Origin of the sequence: Streptomyces roseoverticillatus, assembly GCF_000719265.1 — a bacterium.
GTDB lineage: Bacteria > Actinomycetota > Actinomycetes > Streptomycetales > Streptomycetaceae > Streptomyces > Streptomyces roseoverticillatus.
In genome coordinates this window covers 125,660-143,965 of sequence record NZ_JOFL01000018.1, presented here as the reverse complement: position 1 = coordinate 143,965, position 18,306 = coordinate 125,660, and the positions used below count along the sequence as shown (strand labels likewise).

Annotated in this window: 15 protein-coding genes; 2 read left to right on the top strand and 13 right to left on the bottom strand. The window is 71.9% G+C overall.

Going from position 1 to position 18,306, the window contains the following annotated elements; genetic code table 11:
* Positions 1-201: 201 nt before the first annotated feature.
* Entirely contained in the window at positions 202-1,188 is a 987-nt protein-coding gene (locus IF61_RS0122335) for a LysR family transcriptional regulator (protein ID WP_078660405.1), read from the bottom strand.
* A 62-nt stretch (positions 1,189-1,250) separates the two neighbouring features.
* Here IF61_RS0122335 and IF61_RS0122330 point away from each other — a divergent pair, with 62 nt between their 5' ends.
* Both IF61_RS0122330 and IF61_RS0122325 read left to right on the top strand, forming a co-directional pair.
* A complete protein-coding gene (locus IF61_RS0122330) occupies positions 1,251-2,558 on the top strand; it encodes an MFS transporter (protein WP_030368276.1) in 1,308 nt (435 codons plus the stop codon).
* 128 nt (positions 2,559-2,686) lie between these two features.
* The gene (locus tag IF61_RS0122325) at positions 2,687-3,220 is read left to right on the top strand and encodes a GNAT family N-acetyltransferase (RefSeq protein WP_030368275.1); all 534 of its coding nucleotides are present in this window, start codon (positions 2,687-2,689) and stop codon (positions 3,218-3,220) included.
* Between the two features lie 87 nt (positions 3,221-3,307).
* Here IF61_RS0122325 and IF61_RS0122320 read toward each other — a convergent pair whose 3' ends face one another.
* The 12 genes from IF61_RS0122320 to IF61_RS0122265 all read right to left on the bottom strand — a co-directional run bounded on the left by IF61_RS0122320 (position 3,308) and on the right by IF61_RS0122265 (position 17,924).
* The gene (locus IF61_RS0122320) at positions 3,308-4,168 is read right to left on the bottom strand and encodes a hypothetical protein (RefSeq protein ID WP_030368274.1); all 861 of its coding nucleotides are present in this window, start codon (positions 4,166-4,168) and stop codon (positions 3,308-3,310) included.
* Positions 4,169-4,179: 11 nt separating this feature from the next.
* On the bottom strand, positions 4,180-4,743 hold the full coding sequence (locus IF61_RS0122315) for a papain-like cysteine protease family protein (RefSeq protein ID WP_030368273.1): 564 nt from the start codon (positions 4,741-4,743) through the stop codon (positions 4,180-4,182).
* A gap of 222 nt (positions 4,744-4,965) precedes the next feature.
* A complete protein-coding gene (locus IF61_RS0122310) occupies positions 4,966-6,249 on the bottom strand; it encodes a thymidine phosphorylase (protein ID WP_030368272.1) in 1,284 nt (427 codons plus the stop codon).
* Between the two features lie 96 nt (positions 6,250-6,345).
* Entirely contained in the window at positions 6,346-6,741 is a 396-nt protein-coding gene (locus IF61_RS0122305; protein WP_030368271.1) for a cytidine deaminase, read from the bottom strand.
* Positions 6,738-8,030 carry an ABC transporter permease gene (locus IF61_RS0122300; protein WP_030368270.1) on the bottom strand — a complete coding sequence of 431 codons (1,293 nt, stop codon included), beginning with the start codon at positions 8,028-8,030 and terminating at the stop codon, positions 6,738-6,740. The genes IF61_RS0122305 and IF61_RS0122300 overlap by 4 nt, the downstream gene beginning before the upstream one ends.
* Positions 8,027-9,133, bottom strand: coding sequence for an ABC transporter permease (locus tag IF61_RS0122295; RefSeq protein ID WP_030368269.1), 1,107 nt, complete (start codon positions 9,131-9,133; stop codon positions 8,027-8,029). The genes IF61_RS0122300 and IF61_RS0122295 overlap by 4 nt, the downstream gene beginning before the upstream one ends.
* Positions 9,130-10,869, bottom strand: coding sequence for an ABC transporter ATP-binding protein (locus tag IF61_RS0122290; protein ID WP_245684584.1), 1,740 nt, complete (start codon positions 10,867-10,869; stop codon positions 9,130-9,132). Before IF61_RS0122290 ends, IF61_RS0122295 begins: the two co-directional genes overlap by 4 nt.
* 271 nt (positions 10,870-11,140) lie before the next feature.
* The gene (locus tag IF61_RS0122285; RefSeq protein ID WP_030368267.1) at positions 11,141-12,169 is read right to left on the bottom strand and encodes a BMP family lipoprotein; all 1,029 of its coding nucleotides are present in this window, start codon (positions 12,167-12,169) and stop codon (positions 11,141-11,143) included.
* A 353-nt stretch (positions 12,170-12,522) separates the two neighbouring features.
* Complete coding sequence (locus tag IF61_RS0122280) at positions 12,523-13,758, bottom strand: amidohydrolase (protein WP_030368266.1); 1,236 nt, start codon at positions 13,756-13,758, stop codon at positions 12,523-12,525.
* A gap of 113 nt (positions 13,759-13,871) precedes the next feature.
* Positions 13,872-15,158, bottom strand: a complete 1,287-nt coding sequence (locus tag IF61_RS0122275) for a hypothetical protein (RefSeq protein WP_030368265.1) — start codon at positions 15,156-15,158, stop codon at positions 13,872-13,874.
* Between the two features lie 302 nt (positions 15,159-15,460).
* The gene (locus IF61_RS0122270; RefSeq protein WP_030368264.1) at positions 15,461-16,402 is read right to left on the bottom strand and encodes an N-acetylneuraminate synthase family protein; all 942 of its coding nucleotides are present in this window, start codon (positions 16,400-16,402) and stop codon (positions 15,461-15,463) included.
* Between the two features lie 166 nt (positions 16,403-16,568).
* On the bottom strand, positions 16,569-17,924 hold the full coding sequence (locus IF61_RS0122265; RefSeq protein ID WP_078660403.1) for an acylneuraminate cytidylyltransferase: 1,356 nt from the start codon (positions 17,922-17,924) through the stop codon (positions 16,569-16,571).
* Positions 17,925-18,306: the final 382 nt, after the last annotated feature.

Here is an 18,306-nt window from a genome sequence, read left to right as displayed (position 1 = left end):
CAACCCTGCAGGTGCAGCCCGTCCCGCAGACGCGCATCTTTGCCGCAGGCAAAGATCTTCCGCCGCGACGGCGAGCAACCCCCACGGCGTGGCCCGGCGGTGCCGGACTCGGCGTGCGCACGCGAAGCAGACCCCGCGGAGCGGACCGGTGCCGGACCGGGCTCACCCCCCGTACGAGAAGCGAACCCGCGGAGCGAACCGTCAGCGCGGGAGGAGTTGCCCCCTCCTCGACAGGAGGAACCGTTTGAACGCGGCCACCGGGGGCGTGTCGGGGTGGCCGTCCAGCCACGCCACTCCGATCTCGCGGAACGCGCGCGGCGCGGTGACCGTCAGTTCGGCGACGCCGGGCCGCGGGACGGCGGGCGGGGGCAGGAGGGCCACGCCGAGGCCGGCCGCGACGAGGCCGCGGAGCGTCTCCGCCTCCTCGCCCTCGAAGGCGATCTTCGGGGTGAACCCCGCCTCCGCGCAGACCGCGTCGGTGATGCGCCGCAGCCCGTAGCCGGGTTCGAGGGTGACGAAGAGCTCGGAGGCGGCCTCGGCGAGGCGGATGCGCTTGCGGGAGGCGAGGGGGTGGTCGTCGGGGACGACGAGCCGCAGCTTCTGCTCGTCGAGGCGGCGGGAGACGAGGTCCGGGGCGTCCGGGACGGGCGAGGTGAGGCACAGGTCGAGCTCGCCGTCCCGCAGCCGCTGCAGCATGGACTCGCCGTAGTTCTGCACGAGCTGGAACCGTACGCGCGGATGGTCGGCGCGGAAGGCGCGGATGAGCTCGGGTACGGTCTCGGTGCCGAGCGTGTGGAGGAAGCCGAAGGCGACCTTGCCGGCGGCGGGGTCGGCGTCGGCCCGTACGGACTCGGCGGCGCGGTCGACCTCGGACAGGGCGCGGTCGACGGTGGCGAGGAAGGTGCGGCCGGCCGCGGTCAGGGAGACCGTGCGGCCGTGGCGGGCGAACAGGGCGACGCCCAGGTCGGCTTCGAGGCGGGCCATCGAGCGGCTGAGCGTGGACTGCGGCACGCCGATCTGCTGCGCGGCGCGCGTGACGTGCTCGTGGCGGGCGACGGCGACGAACTGCGCGAGCCGCGGAGTGAGGGTGGCGGCCCAGGAGTCGGCCTCGACATCCGCTGTTACGGGGATGTCTTTTTCATTGCCGGGCGGTGACAAGGGCGGCCGTGACCTGCGTTCATGCAACACAGGATCGATTATCGCCATTCTGTGCATTGGACGCATCAGCCCAGGCTGCCTACGGTTTTCGTATGCCTCCTGCCGATACCGGGGCATCCAGCGTCATCATGCGTTCGGGTGCCTCTGTTCTGTCGTCCCTTCACTTCTCCCGCCCGACCGACGATGACACCCGGCTGGAGCCGGGCGGCCCCGGCTACCGCCGGATGAGCTTCGCCCTGTTCGCCGCGGGAATCGCCACCTTCGCCCTCCTCTACTCCACGCAGGCGCTGCTGCCGGCCATCTCCGGCGGCCTCGGGGTGACTGCCGATCAGGCCAGTTGGACGGTCTCCGCCGCGACGGGCGGGCTCGCCCTCGCGGTCGTCCCGCTCAGCGCCCTCTCCGAGCGCTTCGGGCGCCGCACGATGATGACCGCCTCGCTGTGCGTGGCCGCGTTCGTGGCCCTGCTCGTGCCGCTCGCGCCGAGCCTGGGCTGGCTGGTCGCGCTGCGCGCGGTGCAGGGTGCGGCGCTGGCCGGGGTGCCGGCGTCGGCGATGGCCTACCTCGCGGAGGAGGTCCGGCCGAAGGCGCTGGTCGGCGCGATCGGACTGTTCGTGGCGGGCAACAGCATCGGCGGCATGACCGGCCGCATCCTCGCGGGCTGGGTGGCCCAGGCGTGGGGCTGGCGGGCCGGCCTGGCCGCGGTGGGCGCGCTGGCGGTGGTGTGCGCGGTGGCGTTCCGGCTGCTGATCCCGAAGGCGCGGCACTTCAAGGCGGCGGCGGTGTCGCCGAAGCACCTGGCCCGTACGGTGGGCGGGCACCTCTCCGACCCGCTGCTGCGGCGCCTGTACGCGATCGGCGCGCTCTTCATGACGGTCTTCGGCGCGGTGTACACCGTGATCGGCTACCGGCTGGCGGAGGCGCCGTTCGCCCTCCCCCAGGGCGTCGTGGGCTCGATCTTCCTGATCTACCTGGTCGGCACGGCGTCGTCGGCCGCGGCCGGCAAGCTCGTCGGCCGGCTGGGCCGCCGCGGGGCGCTGTACCTGGCGGTCGGCACGACGACGCTGGGCCTGCTGCTGTCGCTGACGTCGTCGCTGCTCGCGGTCCTGGCGGGCCTGGTCCTCATCACGGCGGGCTTCTTCGCCGGCCACGCGGTGGCGTCGTCCTCGGTCAGCCGCGCCGCGAAGACGGGCCGGGCCCAGGCCTCGGCCCTCTACCAGACGGCGTACTACCTGGGTTCGTCGGTCGGCGGCACGCTCGGCGCGATCGCCTTCGGGGCGGCGGGCTGGGACGGCACGGTGGTGCTGGGCCTGCTGGCGATGGTGGGCGCGGCGTCGATCACGCTGTACGCGACGCGGCGGGCGCTGCTGGAGCGCCGCCGCGAGGCGGCGGTCCGGGCGTAGCCCGGCCGCCCGGACGAACCCGAAGGGGGCCGTTTCCCCGCCGCCTGTCCTGGCGGGGACGGCCCCTTCGCCGTCTGCGGCGGTCACCGATTACCGCCGGAGGCCCCGGCTTCGGCAGGATGGACCGTATGACCGAGATCCACACCCCCCGCCTCCTCCTCCGTCGCTGGCACGACGACGACATCACCTTCATGGCGGACATCAACGCGGACCCGCAGGTCATGCGCTGGGTGGGCGACGGTTCGACGCTCGACCCGGACACCACCGCCGAGGAGATCGAGCGGTGGGAGGAGGAGTGGGACGAGGAGGGCTTCGGCCTCTTCGCCGTGGAGCTGCTGGGCTCCGGTGAGCTGATCGGCTTCACGGGGCTGTCCGTGCCGGAGTTCCTGCCGGAGGTGGCGCCCGACGTGGCGATCAGCTGGCGGCTCGGCTCCCAGTTCTGGGGCCAGGGCTACGCCTCCGAGGCCGCGCAGGCCGTGCTGGAATTCGCGCTCACGGACCGCGGCCTCGACCGCGTCATCAGCATCATCCGGACCGGCGACGAGGCCTCCGAGAACATCGCCCGCAAGCTCGGCATGGCCCCGGAGCGCGAGACGGTCCACCCGGTCCACGACTTCCCGCTGACGGTGCACGCCATCGACCTCACCGAGTACCAGGCCTGAGCCGGCAGACCCGGGAAAACATGAAACGGGGCCCGGCGGAAGACTCCGCCGGGCCCCGTTCGCCGCACGAGGCAGGTCAACCCGCGATCACGCCGCCCCGGCGCGCCTGCGGCGCCGGAAGGCGAAGGTGCCGCCCGCCAGGGCGAGCGCCGCGCCCGAGCCGCCGATGATCAGCGGGGCCGGGGACGGGGAGTGTGCCGGGGCGGTGGGCCGGAAGCCGCTGGAGAAGCCCTTCGTGTCGTAGTCCGAGCCGGGCAGTTTGTCGGCGTAGCGGCCCTTCACCAGGTTCTGGTAATCGGCCAGGGACACCGACGACTTGCCGTCGAGTCCGGCCTTGGCCGCGTCGTTGAGGGGCTCGACGGTGCTGTCGAGCTTCAGCTGGTACCAGGCGTGGAGCTGCGGTTCGGAGAACACCGTGGCCCCGAGGGCGCCCTTGGTGGGGTAGGTGCCGTCGCTGTCGCTCTCGCGCACGCCGGCCAGGTGCCATCCGCCGCCCTGGGTGGCGGCCAGCAGGACGGTGGCGCTGCGTCCGCTGCCGCTGTCGGGGCTGACCGGGGAGACCACGTAGGCGATCCGGAGCGCTTCGGCGAGGACCGGTCGGGCCGTGCCGGCGGCGAAGGCCGGGGTGACCTCGTACAGCGCGGCCGGGAGCTTGACGGTGAAGGACGGCACGCCCTGGCACGGGTCGGTCCGGGCGGGGATGGTCTGGGCCCCGCGGGGGCCGCCGTCCGGCAGCGGCGCGCTGAGGAACCGGCAGACGGCGTCGCGGGTGGCCTGTGACTTCACCGTGTCCAGGGCAGCCTGGTAGTCGGGGATGTCGGCGGGAGCGGGGGCGGGGGCGGCGAGGGCCGGCCCGGCCGCCGCGGTCAGCAGCGCCGACGCGCCCAGGGCCAGGCCGAGGGAGAGGCGGGCGGCCCTGCGTGTGCGGGGTTCTCCGGTGTCACGCATGATGCTCCTCCTCAGCCCGTGATCTTCTCGCGGCTGTGCGTCCACTTGAACGAGCTGTTGCTGACGTAGTCGTTGTACTTCCACCACGTGTACGTCTGGGTGTCCGGCCACGGGTCGCCGACGCCGATGGTGTTGTCCGACTCGTCGTAGCCGTAGACGACGTTCATGTGGCCGCCGCCGGACGTCCAGCCGATGCGCACGGCCATGGGCCGGCCGGCGTTGACCTCGTTGGAGACCTCGTTGAACGACAGCGAGCTGTTGACGCCCGTGCCGGTGTTGCTGAAGCCCATGCGCCCCCAGGCGCCGGCCATGTCTCCGAGCGTGGCCGGCTGGTTGTTGCAGCTGACGCCGGTCGCGGCATTGGCGAGGTTGCAGAACTGGGTCTGGGTGTAGTTGTAGCCCCAGTACGCGGCGATGGTGTTGCCCGAGGCGTCCCAGCACCACTGGGTCTTTTCCTGCTTCTGCATGTTGATGTCGTCGTAGGCGCCTGCCTGGGCCGTTCCGGCGGCTGCCACGAGGAACCCCGATACGGTCAGCGCGAGGGCCGATGCGACGGTGAGCCTGTTTCTGCTCATCTTCCCTTCCTTTCCGAGGAGTTGACTGTTCGGGCGGTTCGGACGGTCAGGCATTCGGCCAAATGCTTTACGTGACGTGATCAGGACACCGCCACGCGTCAATCCCAACCAGAGGCGGCGTAAGGACTTCACTCGGACGAGTGGCGCGCGTGGGATGACGGGGGTGGGATAAAAAGAAAAGCCCCCGCCGCAGCGGGGGCTTTTCTCGTGGGCTTCGCGGAGTTACGCGATGCGGTCCAGCACGATCGGGTTCGCCGTGAAGTCCGTGCCCGCCGGGGCGATCTCCACGCCGCCCTCCAGGGCCTTCAGCGCGTAGTCGAACTTCTCCGGGGTGTCCGTGTGGAGGGTCATCAGGGGCTGGCCCTCGGTGACCTTCTCGCCCGGCTTGGCGTGCATCTCGATGCCCGCGCCGAACTGCACCGGGTCCTCCTTGCGCGCGCGGCCCGCGCCGAGGCGCCAGGCGGAGACGCCGACGGCGTAGGCGTCGAGCTTGGTGAGGACGCCGGAGGCCGTGGCCTTGACCACGTGCTGCTCGCGGGCGACCGGGAGCGTCGCGTCCGGGTCGCCGCCCTGGGCCTGGATCATGCGGCGCCAGTGGTCCATGGCGGTGCCGTCGCGCAGCGCCTTCGCGGGGTCGGCGTCCTTGATGCCGGCCGCGTCGAGCATCTCGCGGGCCAGGGCGATGGTCAGCTCGACGACGTCGGCCGGGCCGCCGCCGGCGAGGACCTCGACGGACTCGCGGACCTCGAGGGCGTTGCCCGCGGTGAGGCCGAGCGGGGTGGACATGTCCGTCAGGAGGGCCACGGTCTTGACGCCGTGGTCCGTGCCCAGGCCCACCATCGTGGACGCCAGCTCGCGCGCGTCCTCGATGTTCTTCATGAAGGCGCCGGAGCCGACCTTCACGTCCAGGACGAGCGAGCCCGTACCCTCGGCGATCTTCTTCGACATGATGGAGGAGGCGATCAGCGGGATCGCCTCGACCGTGCCGGTCACGTCGCGCAGGGCGTAGAGCTTCTTGTCGGCCGGGGCGAGGCCGTCGCCCGCGGCGCAGATGACGGAGCCCACGTTGCGCAGGACGTCCATCATCTCGTCGTTGGAGAGCAGCGCGCGCCAGCCGGGGATGGACTCCAGCTTGTCCAGCGTGCCGCCGGTGTGGCCGAGGCCGCGGCCGGACAGCTGCGGGACGGCCGCGCCGCACGCCGCGACGAGAGGCGCCAGCGGCAGCGTGATCTTGTCGCCGACGCCGCCCGTGGAGTGCTTGTCCGAGGTCGGCATGGGAAGCGAGGAGAAGTCCATGCGCTCGCCGGACTTGATCATCGCGGCGGTCCAGCGGGCGATCTCCGCACGGTCCATGCCGTTGAGCAGGATGGCCATCGCGAGCGCGGACATCTGCTCGTCGGCGACCTCGCCGCGCGTGTACGCGTCGATGACCCAGTCGATCTGCTCGTCGGTCAGACGGGCGCGGTCGCGCTTGGCGCGGATCACGGAAATGGCGTCCATCAGCACATTTTCCTTAAGTTCGTAGTCCTCAGGTCTTCCCGGGGCCGGAAAGTGACCCGGAGGGGCTGCAAACAACAACTCCTCCGGCGCTTAGGGACATCTTTAACGATTCAGGTCAGCGGGCCCAAACGCATCCGGCAGGAGTTCCGCCAGCGGGCGGATGCCGGTGGTCGTGTCCACGGCCAGCTCCGGGCCGCCGTGCTCCCACAGCAGCTGCCGGCAGCGCCCGCAGGGCATGAGCACGTTGCCGTGGCGGTCGCAGCAGGTGAAGGCCACGAGCCGGCCGCCGCCGGTGGCGACGAGCTCCGAGACGAGGCCGCACTCGGCGCACAGGGCGACGCCGTAGGCCGCGTTCTCCACGTTGCAGCCGCTGACGACGCGGCCGTCGTCCACGAGGGCCGCCGAGCCGACGGGGAAGCCGGAGTACGGGGCGTAGGCCCGGGACATCGCGTCCCGGGCCTGCCCGCGCAGCTCCTCCCAGTTGGGGGAAGAGGTCACTTTCCTTGGCCCTTCCGGTACGGCTTGCCGTTCGCCTTGGGCATCCGCAGACGTTGCGAGGACACCGACAGGACGAGCAGGGTCGCCACGTACGGGGTCGCGACGACGAGCTCCAGCGGCACGGTGTCGGTCGTGGCGTACCAGACGACCAGCAGGGCGCCGATGACGCCGGCGATGACCGCGGCCTGAACCTTGCCGGCCTTCAGCCGCCACGCGGCGAAGCCGACCAGCAGCACGGCCAGGAGCAGCAGCAACGCGTGGACGGTCGGGCCGCCGGAGCGCAGCTGGAGGCTGTCCATGAAGCCGAACAGGCCGGCGCTCATGGCCACGCCGCCCGGCCGCCAGTTGCCGGAGATCATGGTCGCGAGACCGATGTAGCCGCGGCCGGCGGTCTGGCCGTCGGAGTACATGTGCGTGCCGATGGCGAGGAACGCGCCGCCGAGGCCCGCGAGGGCGCCGGAGACGACCACGGCCGCGTACTTGTACGTGTAGACGTTGACGCCGAGGGACTCGGCGGCCACCGGGCTCTCACCGCAGGAGCGCAGGCGCAGGCCGAAGGCGGAGCGCCACAGCACGTAGAAGGTGCCGACGAAGAGGAGCCCGGCGACGATCGTCAGCCAGGAGACGTCGGTGACCAGGCCGCGGACGACGCCGGCGAGGTCGGAGACGAGGAACCAGTGGTGCTTCTCGATGGTGCCGAGCCAGTCGGACAGGCCCGGGATGGAGAAGTTCGGCATGTCGGCCATGACGGGCGACTGTTTGTCGTTGCCGCCCGCCTGCTGGGCCGCGCTGCCCTCCGCGCCGAACAGCAGCTTGGCGAAGTACTGCGTGACGCCGAGGGCCAGGATGTTCATGGCCACACCGGAGATGATCTGGTCGACGCCGAAGGTGACGGTGGCGATCGCGTGCACGAGGCCGCCGACCGCGCCGCCGATGACGCCGGCGAGCGCCGCGATCCACGGGCCGTGCTGCCAGCCCATCCAGCCGGCGCCGAAGGTGCCGAGCATCATCATGCCTTCGAGGCCGATGTTGACGACGCCCGCGCGCTCGGCCCACAGCCCGCCGAGGCCGGCGAGGCCGATCGGCACGGCGGCGGCGAGGGCGGAGCTGTACTGACCGGAGGAGGTCAGGTCATTGGCGTCCGTGATCATCCGCAGGGCGGAGAGCAGGAGCAGGGCGCCCGCGATGATCAGCAGGACGACGGGGTAGGAGAGCTTGCGCCCGCCCTTGCTGTCCTTGTTCTTGCCGCTCAGCCGGTCGGCGAGTGCGGCGGTGAAGGTCGTACTCACGCGGAAACCTCCGCCTTCTCGCTCTTACGGGCCTGGGCGGCGAGCTCCTCGCCGACCTTGCGCTGCTGCATCTTGAGGCCGTACCGGCGCACGAGCTCATAGGCGACGACGACGCACAGGACGATGACGCCCTGGATGACTCCGACGATCTCCTGGGCGTAGCCCTCGAACTCCAGCTGGGTGCTGGTGCGGTCCAGGAAGCCCCAGAGCAGCGCGCCGGCCACCATGCCGATGGGGTGGTTGCGGCCCAGGAGGGCGATGGCGATGCCCGTGAAGCCGATGCCGGCGGGGAAGTCGGTGCCGTAGTTGTACGAGACGCCGAGCAGGGTCGGCATGCCGACGAGGCCGGCCATGGCGCCGGAGAGCAGCATGGCGGTGATCACCATGCGCTTGACGCTCACGCCGGAGGCGTGGGCGGCGGACTCGGACTGACCGACGGTGCGCAGGTCGAAGCCGAAGCGGGTGCGGCCGAGCACGAACCAGTAGGCGATGCCGGCCAGCACCGCGACGATCACGAAGCCGTAGATCGGCTTGGGCGTGGTCGGGATCTCGAAGAAGTGCGCCGAGTCGGGCAGGTAAGTCGTGTGGACCAGGTTGCCCTCCTTCACCGCGAGCCGGCCGTCCTTCAGGAAGTAGGCGATGACCGAGGCGCCGATGGCGTTCAGCATGATCGTGCTGATCACCTCGCTGACGCCGCGGGTGGTCTTCAGCAGACCGGCGATGCCCGCCCAGAGGGCGCCCACCAGCATCGCGACGATGATGATGACCGGGATCTGAATGATGCCGGGCAGCGCGAGCGCGCCGCCGACGGCGGCGGCGAAGAAGGCCGCGATGCGGTACTGGCCGTCGACGCCGATGTTGAACAGGTTCATCCGGAAGCCGATGGCGACGGCCAGCGCGGACAGGTAGTACGGGGTGGCCTTGTTGATGATCCAGACCTGGCTGTCGGCCTTCGAGCCGAACTCGATCATCACCTGGTAGGCGTGGAACGGGTCCTTGCCGGTGGCGGCGATGATGACCGAGGTGATCACCATGGCGGCCACGATGGCCAGGAGCGGGGCGGCGATCCCCAGAATCACCTTGTTCTTGTCGAACTTCTTCACTTCTCGTCACCCTCCCCCGCGGTGTCGTCGCCCTTGGCGCTCTCTTCACCGGAGGCGTTCTTCTTGCCCTTGGCGGTGTCTTCGCCGGAGGCGGTCTCCTCGCCCTCGGCGGACTCCCCGCTCTCGGCGGCGGGGCTGTCCCCGCCGTCCGCGGCGGTCTCTTCGGCCTCCTCGGTGTGCTCGAGGTGGCCGGTTGCGGCGCCGGTCATGGCCGAGCCCAACTCCTCCGGGGTGATCGTGGCGGGGTCGGCGTCGGCGACCAGGCGGCCGCGGAACATCACCCGCAGGGTGTCGGAGAGCCCGATCAGCTCGTCCAGGTCGGCGGAGATCAGCAGCACCGCCAGGCCCTCGCGGCGCGCCTCGCGGATCTGGTCCCAGATCTGCGCCTGCGCGCCGACGTCCACGCCCCGGGTGGGGTGCGCGGCGATGAGGAGCTTGGGCGCGTGGCTCATCTCGCGGCCGACGATCAGCTTCTGCTGGTTGCCGCCGGACAGGGAGGCCGCGGTGACCTCGATGCCGGGCGTGCGCACGTCGTACTCGCGCACGATGCGCTCGGTGTCGGTGCGGGCGGCCTTGTTGTCGAGAACGCCGCGCTTGCTGTTGGGCTTCTCGGTGACGTGGCCGAGGATGCGGTTCTCCCACAGCGGGGCTTCCAGCAGCAGGCCGTGCCGGTGGCGGTCCTCGGGGACGTAGCCGATGCCGTCCTCGCGCCGCTTGCGGGTCGGCGCGTGGCTGATGTCGGTCCCGTCGAGGAGGATCGTGCCGCCGTCGGGGTCGCGCATGCCCATGATGGCCTCGACGAGCTCCGCCTGGCCGTTGCCCTCCACACCGGCGATGCCGAGGACCTCGCCCTTGTGGATGGTCAGGGAGATGCCGTCGAGGACCGCGCGGACCACGCCGTCGGGGTCGGTCGCCGACAGGTGCAGGCCGTCCACCTTCAGCATCTCGACGTCGGTGACCGTCGACTCGCGGGTCTCCGGCGAGGGCAGCTCGCTGCCGACCATCAGCTCGGCGAGCTGCTTGGGGGTGGTCTCGCTGGGGACCGCGGTGCCGACGGTGGTGCCGCGCCGGATGACGGTGATGTCGTCGGCGACGGACAGCACCTCGCCGAGCTTGTGCGAGATGAAGATGACCGTGAGGCCCTCGGACTTGAGCTCGCGCAGGTTGCCGAAGAGCGCGTCGACCTCCTGCGGGACCAGGACGGCGGTCGGCTCGTCGAGGATCAGCGTGCGGGCGCCGCGGTAGAGGACCTTGAGGATCTCCACGCGCTGGCGGTCGGCGACGCCGAGGTCCTCCACGAGGGCGTCGGGGCGGACGGCCAGGCCGTACGCGTCGGAGATCTCCTTGATCTTCGCGCGTGCCTTGCCGCCGATGCCGTGCAGCTTCTCGGCGCCCAGGACGACGTTCTCCAGGACGGTGAGGTTGTCGGCGAGCATGAAGTGCTGGTGCACCATGCCGATGCCGCGCGCGATGGCGTCGCCCGGGCTGTGCAGGGTGACCTGCTCGCCGTCGAGCGTGATCGTGCCCTCGTCCGGCTTCTGCATGCCGTAGAGGATCTTCATGAGGGTCGACTTGCCGGCGCCGTTCTCGCCGCAGAGGGCGTGAACGGTGCCGCGGCGGACCGTGAGGCGGATGTCGTGGTTGGCCACGACGCCGGGGAACCGCTTGGTGATGCCCTCGAGTTCTACTGCGGGGGCCTGCGTACCTTCGGCTTCGGTACTGGTGGACGCTTTGATGGCGCACTCTCCTCGGGGAAGGGAGCGGGAGGAAGGAGCGGAGCCGTCCGGGCGGGGACCGGGTGAAGCTCCGACGGGCGGGGGCGACGCTACACGCGTCAACAGCACGCTACGCGCGTAGCGTCGACCGCAGTGCCCCCGACCGGGGGCCGGGGGCGTGTGTACGGGCCCGGCGGAGAGGTCCTCTCTCGCGCCGGGCCCGAGGCCGTGCGGGTCCGGCCGGTCACGCGGACCGGCCGGGAGGTGCCGGTCGGGGATGACCGGCGGGAGGTCACACGGTGGACTTGACCTTGACCTTGCCGTCCACGATGTTCTTCTTCGCTTCCTCGATCTTGGCCTTGATGTCGTCGATGAAGCCGCCCGAGGTGGCCAGCGAGACGCCGCCGTCCTTGAGCAGGTAGGGGTGCTGGCCGGTGAGCGGCTTGCCGTCCTTGACGCTCTTGATCATGTCGAAGACCGCCACGTCCACGTTCTTCACGACCGAGGTGAGGATGTGGTCCTTGTACTTCTCCAGGCCCGGCTGCTGGTACTGGTCGGAGTCGACACCGATGGCCCAGGCGTCCTTCTGGCCGGCGACGGCCTCGATGGAGCCGTTGCCGGAGAGGCCGGCCGCCGTGTAGATCACGTCGATGCCGCGGTCGAGCATGCCCTTGGCCTTGTCCTTGGCGGCCGCCGGGTCATTGAAGCCCTTGTCGGTGCTGCCGAGGTACTCGGAGGTGACCTCGACCTTCGAGTTGGCCTCCTTCGCGCCCTGCTCGAAGCCCGCCTGGAACTTCTTGATCAGCTCGTTGTCCACACCGCCGATGAAGCCGACCTTGCCGGTCTTGGACTTCAGCGCGGCGGCGACGCCCGCGAGGTAGGAGCCCTCGTGCTCACCGAAGGTGATGCTGTCGACGTTGGCGCCCGGGACGACCGAGTCGACAATCGCGAAGTTGGTCTTGGGGAAGTCCTTGGCGACCTTCTCCAGCGACTTCGCGTAGTTGAAGCCGACGCCGATGACCGGGTTGTAGCCCTTCTCCGCGAGGGAGCTGAGGCGCTGCTCGCGCTCGGCCTCGGTCTCGCCGTTCTTGGCGGTCATCATCTTGCTCTTGACGCCCAGTTCCTTCTCGGCCTTGTCCAGGCCGCGAGCGGCGGACTCGTTGAAGGAGTGGTCGTCACGGCCGCCGACGTCGAAGGCGAGGCCGACGCCCTGTCCGCTGCCGCCACCGGACTCGGTGGAGGACTCACCACAGGCGGTGAGGGTGAATGCGAGAGCCGCGGTGCTGATGCCCGCGACAGCGATGGTGGATACCCGGCGCACGAGAGGCCCCTTCACTCGAAGCGCCTCCATTGGCGCTGGTCGCCGGAATCGTAACGCGCGTAGATGGAGGGAAAAGGGGTAGAACAAAGCCGTTATCGGATCGAGGCGAACCACTATTGACCCGTTTGCGTCCTTGATAGACACATCCGGCCCAGTCCCGCCTGGGATCCGCCATCCGGACCCCTAACAGGTTTTACGTACAACGTGATCTGGCCCCAGTCGGCCAGGTTTTACGTACAACGTGACCTGCGACGCTTGATCCGCGTCCGGCCGGGCACCAACGAAGGCAATATGCACGCCAATGTGCAAGCAATACGTTCCCTCGCACTCCTCAAATCCCGTGCTTACTACAGCTAAACCCGGTGTCCGTCCAGCAATGCCGCGGCCGTGAAGAGTTCGACTCCGGCGGTGATGGAACCCTCATCCACGTCGAAATCGCCACAATGCAGGTCGCGGCGGGTCGTATCACCCATGGGGCGGACGCCCAGCCGGGCCATCGCCCCCGGCACGCGCTCCAGGTACCAGGAGAAGTCCTCGCCGCCCAGGCTCTGCTCGGTGTCCTCCACGGAGTCGGGGCCGCGGCGGGCGGCCATCGCGCGCCGCAGCAGATCCACGATCTCGGCGTCGTTGACCACGGGGGGCACACCGCGGACGTAGTTGATCTCCGACTTGGCCCGGTGGAGGGCCGCGACCTCGTCGATCGCGGCGTGCACCAGATCCGGGGCGTCCCGCCAAGCGTGCAGGTCGAGGCAGCGGACGGTGCCGGAGAGCTCGGCGTGCTGCGGGATCACATTCGGCGCGTGGCCCGTCTCCATCCGGCCCCAGGTGAGGGAGAGGCCCGAGCGGGCGTCGACCCGGCGGGCCAGCACCGCGGGCACGTCGATCGCGATCCGGGCGGCGGCGGTCACCAGGTCGGTGGTGAAGTGCGGGCGGGCGGTGTGGCCGCCGGGGCCGGCCAGGGTGACCTCCAGCCGGTCGCACGCGGAGGTGATGGGGCCGACCCGCAGGCCGATGCGGCCGACCTCCACCTTCGGGTCGCAGTGCACCGCGATGATCTTGCCGACGCCCTCCAGGGCCCCGCACTCGATGGCGTCGAGGGCGCCGCCCGGCAGCACCTCCTCGGCGGGCTGGAAGATCAGCCGGACGGGATTGGGCAGCCGGCCCTGCTCGGCGAGGTCGGCGAGGACCAGGCCGGCGCCGAGGACCGCGGTGGTGTGCACGTCGTGCCCGCAGGCGTGCGCCATCCTGGGGACGGTCGAGCGGTACGGGACCGTCTTGGTGTCCGGGATGGGCAGCGCGTCGAGATCGGCGCGGACCGCCAGCATCGGCCGGGCGGGGACCCCCGGCTCCCGGCCGATGTCGCAGAACAGCCCGGTGCCCGTGGACAGCGTCCGCGGGGAGAGCCCGGCCCGCTGGAGTCTCGCCTTGACCGCCGCCGTGGTCCGGAACTCCCGGTTGCCCAGCTCGGGGTGCATGTGCAAATCCCGCCGGAACGCGATGAGTTCGTCACGCAGCCCCGGGGGGAGCACACCGGCGAGCACCCCCTCGCCCGTCCCCTGAGAAGTGGCAGTCCCGGCGTCGCAAGGCATCAGATGGTTCACGCAGGGAAGAGTAGAGCCCCCACCCGGGCAACTGCCCCCCGATCAAGAAAAGTTCAGCCGCATGGATGGCGCATCAGAGGGGTATGACCAGTCTTTACGGCTCAGGGAGCGCTCAGGGGGCTGGCCGGAAGTCGCCGCACATCCCGGGCCGTGTCCGTCACCTCGGACAGGAAGCCCTCGGCCCGCGGCGAGGCGTGCTCCGTGAGCCATACGGGGTCGATGTCGCAGACAGCGACGGTGATCCCGGTGCCCGCGAGGGCCAGCGGCAGCGTGTGCACGACGGTCGAGGGAAAGCTGAGGACGGTGCGGCCTACGGGCCCCCGGCGGGCGACGATCTCCAGCGGCAGTTCGGGGCGTACGACTTCCAGCCCCGTGCGGTCCGCTATGCGGCGCAGCTTCTCCGCGCTCTCGCGGCGGTGGGCGAAGTAGCGCGTGGCGCCGTGGTTGCGGGCCAGCGCCGCGACGGCCCCGAGGTAGTGCTCGGGGTCCACGACCCCGGTCTCGACCAGGGACGTTCCCACGAGGTCCGTGCCGCGGGAGATCCGGGGCGGGCCGAAGGCGGAGCGCGTCCAGGCGAAGTCGTTGGCCCTGACCTGTACGCCGGGTGGCGGTTCCACCGGGAGGGCGGTGAAGGAGGTGAACACCTCCACGCTCCGGCGATCGTTGGGCGTCAGCATCCGGCGCGCTGAAGCAGAGACCGGCGCGAAGAGGAGATCGCGCGCCCCTCGACTGCCGCGCCGGTGCCACCGTACGAGGCTTTCGCCCCGCGCGAGTTGGGCGACGAACTCCATGGTGGCCGTGCCGTCGTCGACCACCACCAGCTCGCGCGCCCGGGTGATCGTCAGCAGCAGCTGGACGTAGCGCGAGAACGGGTCCCCGATCACGATCCGGTGCGCCCGGCGGAGCGGGCCCGCGAGGCCGCCGACCGTGGCCACCGGCGCCGTGGGCCCGCCCCGCGCCTCCTCCCAGCGCACCTCGTGCCCCTGGTCCCGGGCCAGCTCGGCCATCCGGCGCAGCTGGCCGCGCGACATCGGGTCGTGCGGCGCGAGCACGACGACCAGCAGCCCGGTGGGCTCGGGCCGGACGGGTGCCGGCCCCGTCCCGGCACCGGAGCCTTGATCGCGCGGGCCGGGCTGACGGGGGACGCCGCGGGCGAGGGGGGAGCCGGGCAGGCCGGGTGCGGGGCCGGGGCGACCGGCCGTGCGGGGCGAGCGGGACGGACGGGAGGCCCCGTCCGGCGCGGGCGCCGCGGACGGCCTGGGCGGCCGGGACTGCTCGCCCGCCACCGTCGCGTACGCCCATTCGAGGACGTTGAGGAGCTGTACGGGGCTCTCGACGAAGGCGAGGGTGCGGGCCGGGCCGGGGGCCGGGTCGCGGGCGGCCTCCAGCGAGGCCGGGGAGGCCGGCGATTCCGGCGGGGCGGGCTGCCGCTCCTTCGTCCCGCCGCGACGGCGCTCGGCCCCCGCGGCGGTGTTCGGCGGTGCCGGAACGGCCTCTGGTGGTTCCGGCACCGCCGGTGGCGTGGTGAGTGGTTGCTCGCCGTCGCGGCGGGAGCGAGGCGCCCGGCGGGCCCGCAGGCCCGGAGCAGGGGCGCCCTCGGCTGCGTCCGGGGCCGGCCGCGGCGGGCGGGCCCGTGGGCCCGGTGCGGGGCCGCCCTCGTCGGCGGCGCTCGGGGTCATGTGGCCGCCCGTCAGGCCGTGACCGGCTCGCGGTCGCCGGCCTCGGCGACGACGCCCGCGACCCGGCGCAGCTTGCGCATCGGGCCGAGCTCGCTGTCGTAGACGCGCTTCACGCCGTCGCCGAGGGACTCCTCGACGACGCGGATGTCGCGCACGAGCCGCTGCAGGCCGCCGGGCTCGACGGAAGCGGCCTGGTCGGAGCCCCACATGGCGCGGTCGAGGGTGATGTGGCGCTCGACGAAGGCGGCGCCGAGGGCGACGGCGGCGAGGGTGGTCTGCAGGCCGGTCTCGTGGCCGGAGTAGCCGATGGGCACGTTGGGGTACTCGGCGCGGAGGGTGTGGATCACGCGGAGGTTGAGCTCGGCGGCCTTGGCCGGGTAGGTGGAGGTGGCGTGGCAGAGCAGGATGTTCTCGCTGCCGAGCACCTCGACGGCGTGCCGGATCTGCTTCGGGGTGGACATGCCGGTGGAGAGGATGACCGTGCGGCCGGTGGCGCGCAGGGCGCGCAGCAGCTCATCGTCGGTGAGGGAGGCGGAGGCGACCTTGTGGGCGGGTACGTCGAACTTCTCCAGGAAGGCGACGGCCTCGGTGTCCCAGGGCGAGGCGAACCAGTCGATGCCGCGCTCGCGGCAGTGGGCGTCGATGGCGCGGTACTCGTCCTCGCCGAACTCCACCCGGTGGCGGTAGTCGATGTAGCGCATCCGGCCCCAGGGCGTGTCGCGCTCGATGTCCCACTGGTCGCGGGGCGTGCAGATCTCGGGGGTGCGCTTCTGGAACTTGACGGCGTCGCAGCCGGCGTCGGCGGCCGCGTCGATGAGGGCGAAGGCGTTGGTGAGGTCGCCGTTGTGGTTGATGCCGATCTCGCCGGTGACGTAGACGGGGTGGCCGGGGCCGGCGAGCTTGCGGCCGAGGGCCCGGACCGGGGCGTACGGGGCGGCGTGCGCGGAGTTCATACGGGGCGGTTCCTTCGCGATACGGGGACGGTGAGGGTCATGGGCCCGGAGGGGCTCTGGGGTTCGGGGCTGCTCAGGGGATTCGGGGTGGCTCAGGAGCTCAGGGAGAGTCAGGAGGCTCGGGGTGGCTCAGGGCGCGCTTAGCGGGTCAGGAGACTCGGGTGGCTCAGGGCGCGGTCAGGGCGGGCCCCAGGAGCCAGGAGGCGATCTCGCGGAGGGCGCCGCTGCCGCCGGGCGCGGAGGTCACGGCCCGGGCGGCGCCGCGTACGGCGTCATGGGCGTCCGCGACCGCCACGGGCCAGCCGACGAGCCCGAGGCAGGCCAGGTCGTTGACGTCGTTGCCGACGTAGAGCACGCGGTCGGGGGCGATGCCCTGCTCCTCGCACCACTGCTTGAGCGCGCGGTCCTTGCGGTCGATGCCGTGCAGGACGGGCACGCGCAGCTTGCGGCCGCGCGCCGCGACGACGGCGTTCTCCTCGGTGGAGAGGATCAGCAGGGCGAGCCCGGCGCGGCGCAGGGCGGCGACGCCGAGGCCGTCGCCGCGGTGGACGGCGACGAGTTCGCGGCCGTCCGCGTCGATGAGGACCCGGTCGTCGGTCTGGGTGCCGTCGAAGTCCATGACGACGGCGTCGATGTCGGCGCGGGCGGGGAGCGCGGCGGTGCCGGGGCCGTCGAGGAGGGGTGCGAGGGCGCGGGCGCGGGCCAGGTCGTGGGGGTCGTCGACCTCCAGGACGCGGGAGGCCTCGGTGCGGACGAGTTCGGTGCGGCCGAAGAAGCGGTGCCGGGCGGCACGGAAGCCGTCGGCGCGCATGGCGTAGGCGGCGCCGGTCTCCAGGAGGTCCTGGGGGCGGTCCTGGCGGCGGGGGCGCCGGCTCTTGTCGTGGTTGACGCCGTGGGAGGCGGAGTCCTGCCGCTCCTCCCGCTCCTCCCGCCCCTCCCTCCATACGAAGCCGTGGAAGGGTGCGACGGTCAGGGCGCTGTCGGCGCCGCCTTCGACTACGGCTTCGGCGACGCCGTCGACGTCGCCGCTGGTCAGGAAGGGGCTCGTGCACTGCACCAGCAGGACCGTGCCCACTTCGGTGCCGTGCATCGCCTCGTACGCGTCCATCGCGTGCAGCACGGCCGCCTCGCTGGTGGCGGTGTCCCCCGCGATGGCGGCGGGGCGCTGGACGACGACGGCTCCGGCGCCGCGCGCGGTGGCGGCGATGCCGGGGTCGTCGGTGGAGACGACGACGTCGGTGACGAGGCGGGCGGCGCGGCACTCTCGGACGGCGCGGGCTACGAGGGGCACGCCGCCGATGGGGGCGAGGTTCTTCGCGGGCACGCCCTTGGATCCGCCGCGGGCGGGGATGACGGCCAGGACGGCGGGGGCGGGCCGGTCAACCGGTTCGGCCGGGGCGGCGGCGCCGGCCGGGACGGCCGGAGCGACCGAGGCAGCCGGGCCGGCCGGGGAAGCCGGGGCGGCGCCGGCCCGGTCGGCCGGGGTGACCGTGGCGGTCGGAGTAGCCGAGGCGGCTTGCATGACGGGCTCCTTGCGTGTCCGGGAGTTCTGGGGCGGGCGGGCGACGACGGGGCGGCTGACGGCGCCGGCGCGTGTGCGGGCGACTTGCGCTGACCCCTGTGCCCGTGTCGGCACCTGTGCCTGTGACGGCTGTTGCGTATTCCGCCGGTCCCTCACCGCGGTGGCGCTCCGCCGTTGCGGCGGCAGGAACGTGCCGCGGCAGCAACCACGCCCCGGCGGCGCCGAGCACTTCCCTCCGCCGCAACGGCGAACAACCGGCGCGGCGGAGCGCGGCGGTGCCGTACCGCGGGCCGTCCCGGTGGTGCCGTACCGCCGCGGGCCCGCGGGGAGGGCCCGCCGGGCTCCGGCGGCGCTCTTCCGGGGACCGGACGCCGTAGGGACG